This is a genomic window from Pseudomonas sp. LBUM1658 (genome assembly GCF_059716055.1).
The window spans coordinates 6,170,738-6,187,792 of the sequence record NZ_CP166798.1 but is presented as its reverse complement, the minus strand read 5'-3'; the positions used below and the strand labels follow the sequence as shown (position 1 = coordinate 6,187,792).

The 17,055-nt window shown below is 60.5% G+C and carries 15 protein-coding genes and 1 pseudogene; 8 read left to right on the top strand and 8 right to left on the bottom strand.

From position 1 onward, the window contains the following. Window positions 1-76: 76 nt before the first annotated feature. A complete protein-coding gene (locus tag ACA064_RS28555; RefSeq protein ID WP_497671118.1) occupies window positions 77-1,474 on the top strand; it encodes an MFS transporter in 1,398 nt (465 codons plus the stop codon). A 9-nt stretch (window positions 1,475-1,483) separates the two neighbouring features. Then, window positions 1,484-2,005, top strand: a complete 522-nt coding sequence (locus ACA064_RS28550; protein WP_497671117.1) for a single-stranded DNA-binding protein — start codon at window positions 1,484-1,486, stop codon at window positions 2,003-2,005. A 104-nt stretch (window positions 2,006-2,109) separates the two neighbouring features. Here the strand turns inward: ACA064_RS28550 and ACA064_RS28545 are convergent, their stop codons facing one another. Together ACA064_RS28545 and ACA064_RS28540 are read right to left on the bottom strand one after the other, a co-directional pair. Continuing rightward, the gene (locus tag ACA064_RS28545) at window positions 2,110-2,934 is read right to left on the bottom strand and encodes an alpha/beta fold hydrolase (RefSeq protein WP_497671116.1); all 825 of its coding nucleotides are present in this window, start codon (window positions 2,932-2,934) and stop codon (window positions 2,110-2,112) included. A 25-nt stretch (window positions 2,935-2,959) separates the two neighbouring features. After that, complete coding sequence (locus tag ACA064_RS28540; protein ID WP_497671115.1) at window positions 2,960-3,514, bottom strand: cysteine hydrolase family protein; 555 nt, start codon at window positions 3,512-3,514, stop codon at window positions 2,960-2,962. Window positions 3,515-3,615: 101 nt separating this feature from the next. On the opposite strand from ACA064_RS28540, the gene ACA064_RS28535 reads away from it, so the two are divergent. From ACA064_RS28535 to ACA064_RS28525, 3 genes are all read left to right on the top strand, one after another. Continuing rightward, window positions 3,616-4,614 carry a GlxA family transcriptional regulator gene (locus ACA064_RS28535; protein ID WP_497671114.1) on the top strand — a complete coding sequence of 333 codons (999 nt, stop codon included), beginning with the start codon at window positions 3,616-3,618 and terminating at the stop codon, window positions 4,612-4,614. A 177-nt stretch (window positions 4,615-4,791) separates the two neighbouring features. Continuing rightward, complete coding sequence (locus ACA064_RS28530) at window positions 4,792-5,901, top strand: DUF3182 family protein (protein WP_497671113.1); 1,110 nt, start codon at window positions 4,792-4,794, stop codon at window positions 5,899-5,901. Then, window positions 5,891-6,646, top strand: a complete 756-nt coding sequence (locus ACA064_RS28525; protein WP_497671112.1) for an alpha/beta hydrolase family protein — start codon at window positions 5,891-5,893, stop codon at window positions 6,644-6,646. The genes ACA064_RS28530 and ACA064_RS28525 overlap by 11 nt, the downstream gene beginning before the upstream one ends. A 55-nt stretch (window positions 6,647-6,701) precedes the next feature. Here the strand turns inward: ACA064_RS28525 and ACA064_RS28520 are convergent, their stop codons facing one another. The 6 genes and pseudogenes from ACA064_RS28520 to ACA064_RS28495 all read right to left on the bottom strand — a co-directional run bounded on the left by ACA064_RS28520 (window position 6,702) and on the right by ACA064_RS28495 (window position 13,339). Beyond that, a complete protein-coding gene (locus ACA064_RS28520; protein WP_497671111.1) occupies window positions 6,702-7,691 on the bottom strand; it encodes a lysylphosphatidylglycerol synthase domain-containing protein in 990 nt (329 codons plus the stop codon). Continuing rightward, the gene (clsB, locus tag ACA064_RS28515) at window positions 7,688-8,995 is read right to left on the bottom strand and encodes a cardiolipin synthase ClsB (protein WP_497671110.1); all 1,308 of its coding nucleotides are present in this window, start codon (window positions 8,993-8,995) and stop codon (window positions 7,688-7,690) included. The genes ACA064_RS28520 and clsB overlap by 4 nt, the downstream gene beginning before the upstream one ends. Next, the gene (locus ACA064_RS28510; protein WP_497671109.1) at window positions 8,992-9,789 is read right to left on the bottom strand and encodes an endonuclease/exonuclease/phosphatase family protein; all 798 of its coding nucleotides are present in this window, start codon (window positions 9,787-9,789) and stop codon (window positions 8,992-8,994) included. Before ACA064_RS28510 ends, clsB begins: the two co-directional genes overlap by 4 nt. Further along, window positions 9,786-10,712: a DUF72 domain-containing protein gene (locus ACA064_RS28505; protein WP_497671108.1), complete on the bottom strand. Its 927-nt coding sequence runs from the start codon at window positions 10,710-10,712 to the stop codon at window positions 9,786-9,788. The genes ACA064_RS28510 and ACA064_RS28505 overlap by 4 nt, the downstream gene beginning before the upstream one ends. 221 nt (window positions 10,713-10,933) lie before the next feature. Next, window positions 10,934-12,138, bottom strand: a pseudogene (locus tag ACA064_RS28500) (MFS transporter). A 160-nt stretch (window positions 12,139-12,298) separates the two neighbouring features. Continuing rightward, a complete protein-coding gene (locus ACA064_RS28495) occupies window positions 12,299-13,339 on the bottom strand; it encodes a threonine aldolase family protein (protein WP_497671107.1) in 1,041 nt (346 codons plus the stop codon). A 116-nt stretch (window positions 13,340-13,455) separates the two neighbouring features. On the opposite strand from ACA064_RS28495, the gene ACA064_RS28490 reads away from it, so the two are divergent. From ACA064_RS28490 to ACA064_RS28480, 3 genes are all read left to right on the top strand, one after another. Further along, the gene (locus ACA064_RS28490; RefSeq protein WP_497671106.1) at window positions 13,456-14,193 is read left to right on the top strand and encodes a TraX family protein; all 738 of its coding nucleotides are present in this window, start codon (window positions 13,456-13,458) and stop codon (window positions 14,191-14,193) included. Between the two features lie 326 nt (window positions 14,194-14,519). Beyond that, window positions 14,520-15,773 (top strand): serine hydroxymethyltransferase, encoded by a 1,254-nt coding sequence (gene glyA, locus ACA064_RS28485; protein WP_497671105.1) that lies wholly within the window; start codon window positions 14,520-14,522, stop codon window positions 15,771-15,773. A 23-nt stretch (window positions 15,774-15,796) separates the two neighbouring features. Then, on the top strand, window positions 15,797-17,047 hold the full coding sequence (locus ACA064_RS28480; RefSeq protein ID WP_497671104.1) for a sarcosine oxidase subunit beta: 1,251 nt from the start codon (window positions 15,797-15,799) through the stop codon (window positions 17,045-17,047). Window positions 17,048-17,055: the final 8 nt, after the last annotated feature.

Sequence of the window (17,055 nt, the reverse complement as noted above, 5' to 3'; positions counted from 1 at the left end):
GCGTCAAAGCGTCGCGATGTACCCCGTCAATCGATGGGACTGGTAGAATCGCCGCCGGTTCACATGAGGTTTTTCCATGCACGATCCCCACAGCGAACGCATGAGTGGCAGCGAGACCCGCGCGGCAAGCGGTCTGGCCCTGGTGTTCGCCTTCCGTATGCTTGGCATGTTTATGGTGTTGCCGGTCCTGGCGACCTATGGCATGGATCTCGCCGGAGCGACCCCGGCCCTGATCGGGCTGGCGATTGGCGCTTACGGCCTGACCCAGGCGATTTTTCAAATTCCTTTCGGTTTCATTTCCGACCGTATCGGTCGACGTCCGGTGATTTATCTGGGGTTGATCATTTTCGCCCTCGGTAGTGTGCTGGCAGCCAATGCCGATTCGATCTGGGGCGTAATCGCCGGACGAATCCTGCAGGGCGCCGGAGCGATTTCCGCGGCGGTAATGGCTTTACTGTCAGATCTGACCCGGGAACAGCATCGGACGAAAGCCATGGCCATGATCGGCATGACGATCGGTCTGTCGTTCGCTGTCGCGATGGTTGTAGGACCATTGCTGACCCGCGCCTTCGGTCTGTCCGGGCTGTTCCTCGCCACGGGTGGCATGGCGCTGTTCGGCATCGTGATCGTCATGTTCATGGTGCCGCGTTCCACCGGCCCGTTGCAGCACCGCGAGTCCGGCGTTGCGCGTCAGGCGCTGATACCCACGCTCAAACACCCGGACCTGCTGCGCCTGGACCTGGGTATTTTTGTGTTGCACGCGATGTTGATGTCGAGCTTCGTCGCCTTGCCGCTGGCCCTGGTGGAAAAAGCCGGGTTGCCTAAAGAAGAGCATTGGTGGGTCTACCTGACTGCGTTGTTGATTTCCTTCTTCGCGATGATCCCGTTCATCATCTACGGCGAGAAGAAACGCAAAATGAAACGAGTTTTACTCGGTGCAGTCGGTACGCTGATGCTCACTGAGCTATTCTTCTGGCAGTTCGGCGACAGCTTGCGGGCGCTGGTGATTGGTACGGTGGTGTTCTTCACTGCGTTCAATCTGCTGGAAGCCTCCTTGCCATCGCTGATCAGCAAGGTTTCACCGGCGGGCGGCAAGGGTACGGCCATGGGGGTTTATTCCACCAGTCAGTTCCTCGGTTCGGCACTGGGCGGGATCATGGGCGGTTGGCTGTTCCAGCATGGCGGTCTGTCAGTTGTGTTCCTCGGCTGCGCAGGTCTGGCTGCCCTCTGGCTGGCCTTTGCTGTTACCATGCGCGAACCACCCTATGTTACGAGTCTGCGCTTGCCGTTATCACCTGAAGCCATCCGCGAATCAGGTCTGACCGAGCGTTTAAAGGCCGTTGTTGGGGTAACAGATGCAGTGGTGGTGGCCGAAGAGGCCGCCATTTATATCAAATTGGACACCGAACTATTGGATCGTACGACCCTCGAGCGCCTGGTCAACAACCCGGCGCCGGCGACGTGCGAAGCCTAGGAGAACGTTATGGCCCGTGGGGTTAACAAAGTCATATTGGTCGGCACTTGCGGCCAGGATCCTGAAGTTCGCTACTTGCCTAACGGTAACGCCGTGACCAACCTGAGTCTGGCGACCAGCGAGCAGTGGACCGACAAGCAAACCGGTCAGAAGGTCGAGAAGACCGAATGGCACCGTGTGTCGATGTTCGGCAAGGTTGCGGAAATTGCTGGCGAGTACCTGCGTAAAGGTTCGCAGGTCTACATCGAAGGCAAACTGCAAACCCGCGAGTGGGAAAAAGACGGTATCAAGCGTTACACCACTGAAATCGTGGTCGACATGCAAGGCACCATGCAACTGCTCGGCGGCCGTCCACAACAGGGCGACCAGCAAGGCCAGGGCGGCATGTCCAACTCGGCGCCGCGTCCACAGCAGTCCCGTCCGCAGCCGACCCAGCAGCCTCAGCGTGAGTCGCGTCCAGCGCCACAACAGCAGGCCGCACCGCAGCCGGCTCCGGATTTCGACAGCTTTGATGATGATATTCCGTTCTAGAGCAGCAACAAGCTTCAAGCCACAAGCTGCAAGCTGAAAAAACCCGCGCTTCGGATCACGAAGTGCGGGTTTTTTGCTTTAACTTGCCGCTTGAAACTTGCCGCTTAAAGCTGAGCGAAGCTCAACATATCGGCATTGACCTTTTCCTTATGGGTATCCGTCAACCCATGGGGCGCACCAGGGTAGACGATCAGCTTGGCGTGTTTGATCAGCCTGGCGCTTTCCAGTCCGGCAGCCTGGATCGGCACGATCTGGTCATCGTCGCCGTGGATGATCAGGGTCGGGATGTCGAATTTCTTCAGATCTTCGCGAAAATCGGTTTCCGAAAAGGCCTTGATGCTGTCCAGGGTGTTCTTGTGTCCGCCCATCATGCCTTGCATCCAGAACGAGTCGATCAAGCCCTGGGAGACTTTGGCACCGGGGCGGTTGAAGCCGAAGAACGGGCCGCTGGCGATGTCTTTGTAGAGTTGCGATCGATCGGCGATGGAGCCGGCGCGGATGCCGTCGAAAACTTCGATGGGCAAGCCTTTGGGGTTGCTGTCGGTTTTCAGCATCAGCGGTGGCACGGCGCTAATCAATCCGGCCTTGGCCAGGCGTCCGGTACCGTGGCGACCGATGTAGCGGGCGACTTCGCCGCCGCCGGTGGAGAAGCCGAAGAGGATCACGTCCTTGAGGTCCAGGTGTTCGATCAGCTCGGCCAGATCATCGGCGTAATGATCCATGTCGTTGCCGTCCCACGGTTGGCTGGAGCGCCCGTGGCCGCGCCGGTCGTGGGCGATGGCCCGATAGCCGTTGTCCGCGAAGTGCAGCATTTGCGATTCCCAGCTGTCGGCGCTCAGCGGCCAGCCGTGGCTGAACACTACCGGTTGTCCGCTGCCCCAATCCTTGTAATAAAGAGTATTGCCTTCGCGAGTCGTAAGCGTTGCCATGTCAGTAGTCTCCAATGAATTTGCGTCAGTGGCTGGCAGTCAGGAAATCGTTGGTGGACACCACGCTGGCATAGGCAAAGCCCAAGGCCGACATGAAGGCGGCATGCACGTGAGCGGCCGGAACAACAACACCGTTGAACTCAAGATCGCGGGTGGCACAGGCGTCGTGGATCACCGTGACCTGATAGCCAAGGTCGGCCGCAGCGCGCGTGATGGCGTCGACGCACATGTGGCTCATGTTGCCGACAATCACCAGCTGCTCGATGCCCTGCTGGTCGAGAATTGACTGTAGTTCGGTTTCGCGGAACGAGTTGACGAAGTGTTTGAGCACTAGCGGTTCGTCGGCGCAGTTGATGACTTTAGGGTGCAGGTGCGCGCCCTCAGAACCAGGAGTGAAGAATGGGGCTGCGTCGGAGATGAATTCGTGACGAATGTGCACCACCGAGTCACCCGCCTCGCGAAATGCCTGAATCAGTCGTGCGGCGTTGCCGGCAGCGGCTTCGACGCCGACCAATGGCCACTTGCCTTGGGGGAAGTAGTCATTCTGGATATCGACTACGATGAGTGCTTGCTTGGCCATGTCCGGTTCCTCGAAGAGTGTCTGGGGTGGGCAGCAAGTATTGGGCCTGACAGGGCGTCCGAGGATTGGGCGCACCGACAATAGAGAGGGGAAAACTGACAATGGGCGTGGAACGCGCAGTCGCCGAACTCGGTGTGCTGATTTATCCCGGGGCGCAGATGGCGGCGGTGCATGGTTTGACCGACCTGTTCGGGGTGGCCAATCGCATCGCCGATGAGCATCGGGCGTCGCAGTTGCCGATACTGCGGGTTAGCCATTGGCGCGCCGAGGGCGATGAGGTGCCCGGGCGGGTGTTTGACAGCCATCCCGGTCCTGATAAAGCGCTGGTTGCGGTACTGATTCCGCCGTCGATCGGCGGATTTTCCGACGACCAGGCGCCGCGGGCGCTGATGCGCTGGATTCGCCAGCAACACGCCGTTGGCGCGACCCTTGGCGGAGTGTGCGTGGGCTCTATCCTGTTGGCGCAAAGCGGTCTACTCGATGGTCGCAGCGCGACCACTCACTGGACCTCGGTGAAAAAATTTGCAGAGCGTTATCCAGCGGTCAAGCTCAATGCCGACAAACCGGTAGTCGACGACGGCGACCTGATTACCACCGCCGGGCTCATGGCTTGGTCCGAGCTGGGTTTACGGCTGGTCGATCGGTTGCTCGGGCCGAGTATCGCCACCAGTACCGCGCGCTTTCTGGTGGTCGAGCACAGCGATAGCGCGAGTCAGTGCGGCAGCAATTTTTCACCGATTCTTGGTCATGGCGATGCCGCTATTCTGAAGGTTCAGCACTGGCTGCAGGCCAGCGGTGCGGTCGACGTGTCCCTGAGCAGCATGGCGCAGCGGGCCGGGCTGGAGGAGCGTACCTTCCTGCGCCGCTTTCGGACGGCGACTGGCCTGAAACCCACCGAGTACTGTCAGCATCTGCGGGTCGGCAAGGCCCGGGAAATGCTCGAATTCACCAACGACACCATCGACCATATTGCCTGGACCGTCGGCTATCAGGACCCGAGTGCTTTTCGCGCGATGTTCAAGAAGATCACCGGGCTTGCCCCGAGTGATTACCGGAGCCGTTTCGGTGTCAGTGCTCCGGCGATGGCCGCACGGGGATAAAGCCGCGGTCGTGCAAAATGCGTTGCCCCTGATCGCGGTCGTGCAAAATACGAGAGGCCAAATGCCAGTAGCTGTCGGCAGACCACTAATCAGCGGAGCCTGTTCCGGGATGGTCTGTTGGCCTGATCCCTGCACCTATCCCGGGACACCCATTACGCACAAGGCCAAGGGGGACACATGACCCCGGCACAACGGAAGAAACTGGTGGTTGCCCACTCGGTCCGCCCCCAGGCGCCGTTCCATGAAGTCGAAACCAACCGTGCACTGGCTCGATGGTTGGCGCACATCCTCGGACTCAAGTTCGGCGGCAGTTATGACGCCGAACGTCATGCCTCTCGCGATCTCTATCTGCTGCCCACGCAAACCATCGTCGGCGCAGAAGACGCACGGCAATTCGGCATCAAGGGCCCGGAAGACCTGTGGGGCGGCTACGTTGAGCACGACTTTATCTGCACCAAAGCCATCACCCATGGCCTGTTGAACAAAGACGCGGTGGCGCCTGAAGGCTGGGCGCCGTTGTTTTGCGAAAGAGTTCGCACGGTGGTGCTGGACGGCGTCAGCGTTTTTTCATTGAAAGATGCCCGGCCGGCGGCAATCCATTTGCTCTACAGCGGGCCGATCCGGATGAAACCGATTCACGGCTGTGCCGGTAGGGGGCAGAAAGTGATCAACAGCCTCGATCAGTTCGATGAAATCATTGCCCACCCGGAAGCCGCCAAGCTGTTCGCCGAAGGCGTGGTGCTCGAGCAGGATTTGCAAAACGTCATGACCCACAGCGTTGGCCAGACCGCTATCGCCGGCAAACACCTGAGCTACTGTGGCGAGCAGTACCTGACGGAAGACGGCCTTGGCGAAAAGGTCTACGGCGGCTCGGACCTGCTGGTAGTGCAGGGCGGCTACGACGAGTTGCTCGCCCTCGAGCTGCCGGATGACAAGCGTCTGGCCATCCGCCAGGCCCAGGTATTCGATGCCGCGGCGGATGAAGCCTATCCGGCATTCTTCGCCTCGCGGCGTAATTACGACATTGCCCAGGGTCTGGATGCCGATGGCCAGCGGCGCAGTGGCGTGCTGGAACAGTCGTGGCGCATGGGTGGCGCCAGCAGCGCGGAAGTGGCGGCGCTGCAGGCGTTCGTCAATGACCCGGGAATGCGCGCCATCCGCGTATCCTCGGTGGAAACCTATACTCAACAGGCGTTACCGGCGGATGCCATCGAAGTGTTCCGTGGCCCGGCTGAAAGCAGCGATTTTCTTCTCAAGTACGTAACGGTCAAATCCTATGACGGCTAGAAGCGAAACGATTCAGATCGAGATCGACCATGAGCAGATGACTGGGACCTTCCTCAGTCCCAAATCGAAAGTCCCTGGGGTGTTATTTGTGCACGGTTGGGGCGGCAGCCAGGAGCGTGACCTGGAACGGGCCAAAGGCATTGCCGGGCTGGGTTGCGTGTGCCTGACCTTCGACCTGCGCGGCCATGCAGGCAACGGCATAGCTTTGACGCAGGTGACCCGGGAAGACAACCTGCGGGACTTGCTTGCGGCCTATGACCGCTTGCTCGCTCATCCGGCCATCGACACCTCGGCGGTCGCCGTGGTGGGCACCAGCTATGGCGGGTACCTGGCAAGCATCCTGACCTCATTGCGCCCGGTGCGCTGGCTGGCGCTGAGAGTTCCAGCCCTGTACCGCGACGACCTGTGGCTCACACCCAAGCGTGACCTGGATAAAGCCGACTTGTTCGATTACCGCAGCAGCCGGGTACATGCCGGCAGCAACCGTGCGCTGCAATCCTGTGCCGAGTTTACCGGGGACGTGCTGATCGTTGAGTCCGAACATGATGAACATATACCCCACGCCACCATCATGAGTTATCGCGCGGCCTGTCAGCAGACCCACTCGCTGACCCACCGGATCATTGATGGCGCCGATCATGCATTGAGCGACCCGATTTCCCAGCAGGCCTACACCTCAATCCTGGTGGGCTGGATTACCGAAATGGTGGTGGGCGAGCGGTTGAGCCGTATTCAGTCGCAATGACGAGCGAGCTGGACGGCGCCACAATGACGGCCGCTTATTCACCACAAATCTCAGGTCACCTCGCAGGCTTCTTCTCCACCCGCAGCGCCTTGGCCTTGGCCTCGACCACCAGGTACATCACCAGCGCAATCAGCAGCGGCACAATGAAATAAACCGCGCGATAGGCGATCAGCCCGGCCAGCAGACTGCCCCGTGACACCTCATGTTGCAGCATCGCGATGAACACTGCTTCCAGCACCCCGAGCCCGGCCGGGATATGAGTAATCACCCCGGCAATGCTGCTGATCAGCAACACTCCCAGCACCACCGGGTAGTCGAGTTGCTTGGGCAGTAACGTGAAAATCACCGCGGCCATCAACGACCAGTTCAGCGCCCCGAGGAACAATTGCAACAAGGCCATGCGCAGCGAAGGCAGGTTGATTTCGATACCGCGCAGGGTCCAGGTGCGGCGCCGGGAAAAGCGGCAGGCCACCAGATAGCTCGCACTCAGCAGCAGCAACAGCAAGCCCACCCCCTGCAATGCATCGCTGCTGAGCTTCCAGCTGGGGGGCAGCCTGACCAGCCCGCTGCTGAACACCGATCCGGCCAGCAGCATGTAACCCAGCCAGTTGGTGGCCAGGCTCAGTCCGAGAATTTTTGCAATATTTCCGGTACTCACTCCCAGTCGTGAATACAGCCGATAGCGCATGGCAATACCGCCGACCCAGGCGCTGAGGTTGAGGTTGAAGGCATAGCTGATGATTCCCACCGGCAGAATCTGTCGCCAGCCCAGATTCTGCCGGATATAGGTGCGGCCGATCAGGTCAAAGCAGGCGTACACCAGGAAACTCACCAGCGTCAGGCCGGCAGCGATGATCAGCGTGCGCACCTTGAAGTCGGCCAGGGTGTCGATTACCTCGCTCCAGTCGATACGCCTTGCGAGCAAGGTGAACAGCACGATCAGCAGTAAAAAGAACAACATCGTCAGTGGCCGCTTCCAGCGTTTCCAGCCGTGTTTAGCCTGGGCCGCATCCTGTTGCTCCGGGTGTGAATCGGAGTGGCTCATGGCGCTTGCTCCCGGGTGGCTTTCGACGTTTGCAGCGGGTGGGCAAAGGGCTTGAGACGCGGTTTATGCGCCGGCAGCCAACCCGCCCAGGCCGGAAAGTGCCGCAGGCAGTGGAACACCAGAAAGCCTATCGTCATCCGCCATAGCAGTCCGCGCGGGGAGCGGTTTTGCGGCATGCACTTGCAGTGCTCGCGGCTCAGTTGGTCCAGGCGCTCGAACAGTTCGCGATTGAACTCGCGGTCGCGAATCAGCACGTTGGCTTCCAGATTCAGCGACAGGCTCAATGGGTCCAGGTTGCTCGAACCGACGGTGCTCCATTCCTCATCCACCAGCGCGACCTTGCCATGCAGCGGCCGGTCGCAGTACTCATAGATCGTCACGCCGTCCTTCAGCAGGTAGTCGTAGAGCATGCGCGCGGCGAGTTTGGCGACCAGCATGTCTGGCTGGCCTTGCAGAATCAGTCGTACCTCGACCCCCCGTCGTGCCGCGTTGCGGATTTCGCGCAGCAAGCGATAGCCCGGAAAGAAGTAGGCGTTGGCGATCACCACCCGACGCTTTGCTCTGCGCAAGGCCTGCCGGTAAACCTCTTCGATATCCGTCTTATGTTCGCGATTGTCGCGATAGACCAGTCGCACCTGACCATCATGTTCGGTGAAGGCCAATTCCGAGCGACGTCTGCGGCGGCGTTGCCACCAATATTTGGCATGGGCCGGCCGGCCACTTTGCAGCAGGGCAAAATGATGGATGTCGACCACCGCCGGCCCCTGCACCTCGACCGCGTAATCCTGCTTGGCTTCGGGGCCGAAGTCGGCGAGGTGATCAGCGGAAAAATTGATCCCGCCAAGGAAGGCGATTTCGCCGTCGACCACCACTATCTTGCGATGCAGGCGACGGAACCAGTTAGTCCGCAGCAAGCCAAGGGTCAGCGGCGCCGGATCGAATATTTGCAGGCGTACTCCGGCAGCGCTCAGGGCCGCCAGGAATTCAGTGCTCAGCTCGCCGCAGCCGAATCCGTCCAGGCTCATGGTGACCCGCACGCCTCGTTGTGCTGCTTCGATCAGGATGCTTTGCAGCTCATTGCCAACCTTGTCCTCGAACAGAATGAAGGTCTCGATGAGAATTTCGTTCTGCGCCTGGCGCAGGGCTTCAAACACTCTGGGAAAATACGCTTCGCCATTTTCCAGCAGCTCGACCCGGTTATTGCTCTGCCAACCGTATTCGATATCTTCAAACGCCCGGTCCCGCAGGGATTGGGTTGTGGATAAGTGGTCCAGCGGATTTTTTTCCATCGGCGTGCTGCTCATAGCTCGACCTCCGCCGACAGCGGTGCATGATCAGACAGATGCGACCAAGGGCGTGCCTTCAATACTTTTGGATGCTGCACCTTCAGATTGCGCACGTAAATCCGGTCGAGACGCAACGCCGGCAGCCGCGCCGGGAAACTGCGCGCCGGTTTACCCTGTAGCTCGGTGAACACTTCGCGCAAACCGCAGGGGTTGAGCAGCTCATCGGCACGCAGGCGCCAGTCGTTGAAATCACCGGCGACAATCAGCGGTGCGTCTGCCGGGATTTCTCCCAAGCGCTGCACCAAGAGCTGCAACTGCTGGCGGCGATGGGTTTCGCGCAACCCAAGGTGGACGCAAATCGCGTGTACTTCACGGCCGTCACCGGGCAAGCGTAATACGCAATGCAACAGCCCGCGGTTTTCCCGTCCGGAGATCGATACGTCGAGATTGTCATGGCGAATGATCTGGAACTTCGACAGCAGCGCATTGCCGTGGTCGCCGTCGGGGTACACCGCGTTACGCCCATAGGCGAACTGCGGCCAGATGCTGTCGGCGAGGAACTCGTACTGTGGCATCGTCGGCCAGTTGCTGTAGCGCCGTGGATGCCGCTCGTGGATGCCGTGCACTTCCTGGAGAAACACCACATCGGCGGACACGCTACGCACCGCTTCGCGCAGTTCCGGCAAGATAAAGCGTCGGTTCAGGGCGGTAAAACCCATGTGAATATTGACGGTCAGCACCGTGAAGCGGCAGACCGCCGTGGTACCTGGTGTGATATCGCAATGTTCGCTTGTCGGCTCCCGCAGGCTCATGGCAATACCCCGGGTTCCGGCGACTTGCCCGGCTCGGTCGCCAGTGCGGCATCCAGACCCAGGCGCTGCAGCAGGCTGCGGGCATCGAAGGGCGCGCGAACCTTGAGGTCATTGTCGAAATAACAGAACACCTCGCGGGTTTTTCGCGCCTTGGGCTTTTGCTGGTGGTCGATCAACTGTGCATCGGCCGGTTGTTTGCCGTGGCTCCAGGCGTCGATTCGATCGCCCCAGCGTTTCAGCGCCTCGCAGGTGTAACCGCTGGCGTAGAGCTGTTTGTCACCATGCAGGCGCATATAGACAAAGTCACTGGTCAGGTCTTCACGGTAGGGCCACTTGCCGGCCGTATCGGCGATGACCAGCGCAGCGTCATAACGCTTGAGCAAGCCGACAAACTCCGGGACCGCAAAACTTTCGTGACGGATCTCCACGGCGTGCCGTAGCGGCTTTTTTCCGTGGGCCTTCATGCTGGCTTTGCCGTTCAGGCGGGATTCATGCTGATGGGCGAGATCCGCTGCCTGTTGGGTATTCGTCGGGATCTGGGCGAGAAAGGCTTCGAATAATTCGGGGTCGAACTTGAAGCTCGGGGGGAATTGCCAAAGGATCGGCCCCAGTTTTTCTCTGAGCTCCAGTACCCCGGAGGCAAAAAAATTGGCCAAGGGTTTGTGAACGTCCCGCAGACGAAGAATGTGGGTGATGTAGCGGGGCGCCTTGACGCTGAAAACGAAATCGTTTGGGGTGTCGGCGTACCAGTCCGCATAGCGCTGAGGCGTTTGCAACGCATAGAACGAACCGTTGATTTCGATGCTGTTGACCGCCCGCGAAGCGAACTGTAACTCACGGTTCTGGGTCAATCCTTCGGGGTAGAAGCTGCCTCGCCAAGGCTTGTAGCGCCAGCCGGAAATACCGATATGAATCGCCGCCATGTGACCTCCCGTCGTGTTTCGCCGAATCACCTCCGTTCTTTTCATGACTGTGTTGTGAGCCGGAAAGTTTCGCCGGGATTACGGACGGGCTCTTGTAGGAGCGAGCTTGCTCGCGATGGACGTTAACGATAACGCGTGTTTCCTGAATAACCGCGTCGCCCTTGAGTCCATCGCGAGCAAGCCCGCTCCCACGCCGGCTGCGTTGATTCAGCGGCTGTGGATCAATGACCGGTCACCACCCGTGCCATACCTTCGGCAGGTTCACCGGCCCGAGACGATCAAGGCGACCGCTCCATGCGGTTAACGCCAGGGCGACCAGCACTACCAGGCCGCCGATCCATGCGGTATGAATCAGGCCCATGTGGGCGACGATCAGGCCGCCACCCCAGGCACCACCGGCAATGCCGAGGTTGAAGGCGGCGATATTGAGGCCGGAAGCCACGTCCACCGCATTCGGCGTGTGGTGTTCGGCCTGACGCACTACATAGACCTGCAGACCCGGTACATTGCCGAACGCCACCGCGCCCCAGACCAACACAGTGGCCAGTGCCAGCCAAGGGTTGCCGGCGGTGAAGGTCAATACAAAGAGCACGGCGGCGAGCAGGGCGAAGACGATTTTCAGGGCGCTGATCGGGCCGCGTTTGTCGGCCAGTTTGCCGCCCCAGATGTTACCGATAGCCACCGAGATACCGTAGACCAACAGCACCAGACTGACGGTGCCCGCGCTGAAGCCGGAGATGTCCTGAAGAATCGGCGCCAGGTAGGTAAAGGCGATGAACGAACCGCCGTAACCAATCGCGGTCATGGCATACACCAGCAGCAGTCGCGGTTGTTTCAGGACTTGCAACTGCTGCAGCAATGAAGCGGGTTTGCTGTGGGCGATGTTTTTCGGCACATAGAGCAGGCTGCCGATAAAGGCGATCAAACCCAGGGCCGAGACCGCAAGGAAGGTTTCACGCCAGCCGAAATGCTGACCAATGAAGGTGCCCAGCGGCACGCCAGTGACCAGGGCCACCGTCAGGCCGGTAAACATGATCGCAATCGCACTGGCGGCTTTTTCCTTGGGCACCAGGCTGGTGGCGATGATCGAGCCGATGGAGAAGAACACTCCGTGGGCGAGCCCGGTGACGATTCGCGCAATGACCAGCGATTCGTAGCTCGGCGCTTTCCAGGCCAGCAGGTTGCCGAGGGTGAATAACACCATCAGCGACAGCAGCAAGAGTTTGCGCGGTACCTTGCCGGTCAGCGCGGTGAGCACCGGTGCGCCAACGGCCACGCCCAGTGCATAAAGACTGACCAACAGGCCGGCGGATGGCAGGTCGACCCCGAGGTCGGCGCCGATGGTGGGTAACAGACCAACGATGACGAACTCGGTCGTCCCGATGGCGAATGCGCTTAGGGTCAGCGCGAGCAAGGCTATGGGCATGGCTGCAACTCCAGTGATTTCAATCAGGAGCGCAGTGTCGGTGTTTCACTCGTGCGGAAAAATAGCCTTATCCGAACAAGATATTTGACTCCAGATCAAAGGTTTGCCGGCCGGGCAAACCTTGCTGATGGGGTAGCCGCAAGCCAGCCCTTGGGTGGATTCAGTGCGACATCACTTCGCGAATATCGGCCGCCAGCTCTCGCACCCGGTCTTCCTCGGTGTCCCACGAGCACATAAAGCGCGCGCCGCCATTGCCGATGAAGGTGTAGAAGCGCCAGCCCTTGGCTGTCAGGGCGGCGATGGCCGGTTCCGAGAGTTGCAGGAACACCCCGTTGGCTTCCACCGGGAACATCAATTCCACGCCAGGGATGTCCAAGACCAGACTGCTTAGCAGTTGCGCGCAGTGGTTGGCGTGATGCGCGTGTTTGAGCCAGGCATCGTTCTCCAGGATGCCGACCCAGGGGGCGGAGAGGAAACGCATCTTTGAAGCAAGCTGCCCGGCCTGTTTGCAGCGGTAGTCGAAGTCTTCGGCCAGCTTGTGGTTGAAGAACAGAATCGCCTCACCCACCGCCATCCCGTTTTTCGTGCCGCCGAAACACAGCACGTCGACTCCGGCCTTCCAGGTCAGGTCTGCCGGCGAGCAGTCGAGGAACGCACAAGCGTTGGAGAAGCGCGCGCCGTCCATGTGCAGGTTCAGGCCCAGCTCCTTGCAAGTGGCGCTGATGGCGCGGATTTCTTCCGGGCGATAGACGCTGCCGACCTCGGTCGCCTGGGTCAGGGTCACTACCCGTGGTTTCGGGTAGTGGATGTCCTGGCGTTTGAGGGCGATCTCGCGGATCGATTCCGGGGTCAGCTTGCCGTTTTCGGTGTGGGCGGTCAGCAGCTTGGAGCCGTTGGAGAAAAACTCCGGTGCGCCGCATTCGTCGGTTTCGACGTGGGCGGTTTCCGAGCAGATCACGCTGTGGTAACTCTGGCACAACGACGACAGGGCCAGGGAGTTAGCCGCGGTGCCGTTGAAGGCGAAGAACACTTCGCAGTCGGTTTCGAACAGCTTGCGGAAATGATCGGCGGCGCGGGCGGTCCACTCATCGTCGCCATAAGCGCGTTGGTGGCCATGATTGGCCTGCTCCATGGCGGCCCAGGCTTCAGGGCAGATACCGGAATAGTTGTCGCTGGCGAATTGTTGGCTCTTGTCGGTCATGGCCGTCTTCCGTGGTTGAGAGCAGCGTGGTCGATGATGGTGGGCACTTTACCCAAGATTGGCGGGGTAGCACACGCCCAGTTTCTGTAGGAAAAATGCAAACTGCTTGAGGGATTATGCGCGACTCTTCCATGAAGCCTGCAACACCTGCCCGCGACGGTGCGCTGGATCTGCTCAAATGGCTGGCGCTGTTGAGCATGGTGCTCGATCACCTGCGGTACGTCGGTTTGAGCCTCGATGTGCTTTTCGTGCCCGGACGCCTGGCGTTTCCGTGGTTCTGCCTGGCGATCGCGTGCAATCTGGCCCGGGCTGTCCGACCGGGCGCCGGAGGGCAATGGCGTTACCTGGGCTGGCTCCTGCTGTTCAGCCTGCTGAGCGAGATTCCCTATCGGCTGTTCATTCCCGACCCGGACACCCTCAACGTGCTGCCGACCCTGATGCTGGGCTTGCTGGTTGCGCGAGGCTGGCAGCATCGGACGGCTCAGGCGCAGCTGCTGGCGGTGGCGGCGTTGCTGCTGGCTGCACTGTTCCCGGAGCGACTGATGTTCGGCTTTTTCGGAGTCTTGCTGCCGTTGGCAACCCTGCTGGTGCTGCGACGGCCTTGGTATTTCAGCCTGTTGCCGGGTCTGGTGTGCCTGGCGGCCAATCAGTGGCAAACGCTGTTGCCCGGCGTCGCTCATGGCAATAGCGTGGCGATCCTCGGCCTCACCGCCTGTCTGGTCGCGCCGTTGATCGGCCTGCTGCTGTTGCGGCATATGAGCCGTTGCTCGCCGCCGCCGATGGGTCGTTGGGCGTATGCGCTCTATCCCTTGCATTTCCTCGCGCTTTTGGCGCTTCGAGAAGTCTTGGCGTAATCCCCTGGGGAACACATCACCTGTGGCGAGGGGGCTTGCCCCCGCTGGACTGCGCAGCAGGCCCAAAGTCAGCGAATGCGGTCTGTCTGGACAATCCCACTAGCCGATTTTACGACTGCTTCGCAGCCGAACGGGGCGATGCGGCGTTCCGACAAGCCCCCTCACAAGCCCGCGGCCACACCCTATGTCGTAAACGCACCTTTGCGTGGCGTCCATAGGCATTTGGCCTGTCTGCGCCGGCCATACCATCGCATCCAAAGGGCACTGTCTTAGGGCAGAGGCCTCACCGAGACGAATGGCGCACCGCCGCCGCTGGGAGAGACGCGATGTTCAGCAAGCAAGACCAAATCCAGGGTTATGACGATGCACTGTTGGCAGCGATGAACGCCGAGGAGCAACGTCAGGAAGATCACATCGAGCTGATCGCGTCGGAGAACTACACCAGCAAACGCGTCATGGAAGCGCAAGGCAGCGGCCTGACCAACAAATACGCCGAAGGCTACCCGGGCAAACGCTACTACGGTGGTTGCGAGCACGTCGACAAGGTCGAGGCCCTGGCCATCGAACGCGCCAAGCAGCTGTTCGGTGCCGACTACGCCAACGTCCAGCCGCACTCCGGCAGCCAGGCCAACGCGGCGGTGTTCCTCGCCCTGTTGCAGGCCGGCGACACCGTACTGGGCATGAGCCTGGCCCACGGTGGTCACCTGACTCACGGCGCCAAGGTCAGCTTCTCCGGCAAGCTCTATAACGCCGTGCAGTACGGCATCGACACGGTCACCGGGCTGATCGATTACGACGAAGTCGAGCGCATGGCGGTCGAGCACAAGCCGAAAATGATCATCGCCGGTTTCTCGGCCTACTCGAAAACCCTGGATTTCCCACGCTTCCGTCAGATCGCCGACAAAGTGGGCGCTTACCTGTTCGTCGACATGGCCCACGTCGCCGGTCTGGTGGCCGCCGGTCTGTACCCGAACCCGCTGCCGTATGCCGACGTGGTCACCACCACCACTCACAAAACCCTGCGCGGTCCACGTGGCGGCCTGATCCTGGCCAAGGCCAACGAAGCGCTGGAAAAGAAACTCAACGCTGCGGTGTTCCCCGGCGGCCAGGGCGGCCCGTTGATGCACGTGATCGCCGGTAAGGCGGTGTGCTTCAAGGAAGCGCTGGAGCCCGGCTTCAAGGCCTATCAACAACAAGTGATCGACAACGCCCAGGCCATGGCCAGCGTGTTTATCAAACGCGGCTACGATGTAGTGTCCGGCGGCACCGACAACCACCTGTTCCTGGTCAGCCTGATTCGTCAGGGCCTCACCGGTAAAGAAGCCGACGCCGCCTTGGGTCGTGCTCACATCACCGTGAACAAGAACGCCGTGCCGAACGATCCACAGTCACCATTCGTCACCTCGGGTCTGCGGATCGGCACCCCGGCGGTCACCACCCGCGGCTTCAAGGTCGCTCAGTGTGTCGAGCTGGCCGGCTGGATCTGCGACATCCTCGATAACCTTGGCGATGCCGATGTCGAGGCCGATGTGGCGAAGAATGTGGCAGCCCTGTGCGCGGACTTCCCGGTTTACCGCTGAGAGCAGTTTTGGAGTAAATGACTATGCAACGCTACTCGGGCTTCGGCCTCTTCAAGCACTCCCTCAGCCACCATGAAAACTGGCAGAAGATGTGGCGCACGCCGACCCCGAAAAAGGTCTACGACGTGGTCATCGTCGGCGGTGGCGGGCATGGTCTGGCGACCGCTTACTACCTGGCCAAGGAACACGGCATCACCAACGTGGCCGTGGTCGAAAAAGGCTGGCTGGGTGGCGGTAACACCGCGCGCAACACCACCATCGTCCGCTCCAACTACCTGTGGGACGAATCGGCGCACCTGTACGAACACGCGATGAAATTGTGGGAAGGCCTGTCCCAGGACCTGAACTACAACGTGATGTTCTCCCAGCGTGGCGTCTACAACCTGTGCCACACCCTGCAGGACATTCGTGATTCCGAGCGTCGGGTCAGCGCCAACCGCCTCAACGGCGTAGACGGCGAACTGCTCAACGCCAAGCAGGTGGAGGACGAGATTCCGTACCTGGATTGCTCGAAGAACACCCGTTACCCGATCATGGGCGCAACCGTTCAGCGTCGCGGCGGCGTCGCCCGTCACGATGCCGTGGCCTGGGGCTTTGCCCGTGCTGCCGACGCCTTGGGCGTCGACCTGATTCAACAGACCGAAGTGATCGGTTTCCGCAAGGAAAACGGCGTGTGCATCGGCGTCGAAACCAACAAGGGCTTCATCGGCGCCAAGCGCGTCGGCGTGGTCACTGCCGGTAACTCCGGGCACATGGCCAAACTCGCCGGTTTCCGTCTGCCGATCGAATCCCACCCGCTGCAAGCGCTGGTGTCCGAGCCGATCAAGCCGATTATCGACAGCGTGATCATGTCCAACGCCGTACACGGATACATCAGCCAGTCCGACAAGGGCGACCTGGTGATCGGTGCCGGTATCGACGGCTACAACGGCTACGGCCAGCGTGGTTCGTACCCGGTGATCGAGCACACCATCCAGGCCATCGTCGAAATGTTCCCGGTGCTGTCGCGCGTACGCATGAACCGGCAGTGGGGCGGCATCGTCGACACCACGCCGGATGCGTGCCCGATCATCTCGAAAACCCCGGTGCCGAACATGTTCTTCAACTGCGGTTGGGGTACCGGTGGCTTCAAGGCAACACCTGGCTCGGGCAACGTGTTTGCCGCAAGCCTGGCCAAGGGTGAAATGCACCCATTGGCTGCACCTTTCTCCATCGACCGTTTCCACAACGGTGCGTTGATCGACGAACACGGCGCTGCTGCGGTTGCCCACTAACAGGAGAA

What these genes read in the sequence shown, in the direction of transcription:
- ACA064_RS28555 (WP_497671118.1), top strand. Translation starts at nt 77, where the DNA reads ATGCACGATCCCCACAGCGAACGCATGAGTGGCAGCGAGACCCGCGCG.
- ACA064_RS28550 (WP_497671117.1), top strand. Translation starts at nt 1,484, where the DNA reads ATGGCCCGTGGGGTTAACAAAGTCATATTGGTCGGCACTTGCGGCCAG.
- ACA064_RS28545 (WP_497671116.1), bottom strand. Translation starts at nt 2,934, where the DNA reads ATGGCAACGCTTACGACTCGCGAAGGCAATACTCTTTATTACAAGGAT.
- ACA064_RS28540 (WP_497671115.1), bottom strand. Translation starts at nt 3,514, where the DNA reads ATGGCCAAGCAAGCACTCATCGTAGTCGATATCCAGAATGACTACTTC.
- ACA064_RS28535 (WP_497671114.1), top strand. Translation starts at nt 3,616, where the DNA reads ATGGGCGTGGAACGCGCAGTCGCCGAACTCGGTGTGCTGATTTATCCC.
- ACA064_RS28530 (WP_497671113.1), top strand. Translation starts at nt 4,792, where the DNA reads ATGACCCCGGCACAACGGAAGAAACTGGTGGTTGCCCACTCGGTCCGC.
- ACA064_RS28525 (WP_497671112.1), top strand. Translation starts at nt 5,891, where the DNA reads ATGACGGCTAGAAGCGAAACGATTCAGATCGAGATCGACCATGAGCAG.
- ACA064_RS28520 (WP_497671111.1), bottom strand. Translation starts at nt 7,691, where the DNA reads ATGAGCCACTCCGATTCACACCCGGAGCAACAGGATGCGGCCCAGGCT.
- clsB (WP_497671110.1), bottom strand. Translation starts at nt 8,995, where the DNA reads ATGAGCAGCACGCCGATGGAAAAAAATCCGCTGGACCACTTATCCACA.
- ACA064_RS28510 (WP_497671109.1), bottom strand. Translation starts at nt 9,789, where the DNA reads ATGAGCCTGCGGGAGCCGACAAGCGAACATTGCGATATCACACCAGGT.
- ACA064_RS28505 (WP_497671108.1), bottom strand. Translation starts at nt 10,712, where the DNA reads ATGGCGGCGATTCATATCGGTATTTCCGGCTGGCGCTACAAGCCTTGG.
- ACA064_RS28495 (WP_497671107.1), bottom strand. Translation starts at nt 13,339, where the DNA reads ATGACCGACAAGAGCCAACAATTCGCCAGCGACAACTATTCCGGTATC.
- ACA064_RS28490 (WP_497671106.1), top strand. Translation starts at nt 13,456, where the DNA reads ATGCGCGACTCTTCCATGAAGCCTGCAACACCTGCCCGCGACGGTGCG.
- glyA (WP_497671105.1), top strand. Translation starts at nt 14,520, where the DNA reads ATGTTCAGCAAGCAAGACCAAATCCAGGGTTATGACGATGCACTGTTG.
- ACA064_RS28480 (WP_497671104.1), top strand. Translation starts at nt 15,797, where the DNA reads ATGCAACGCTACTCGGGCTTCGGCCTCTTCAAGCACTCCCTCAGCCAC.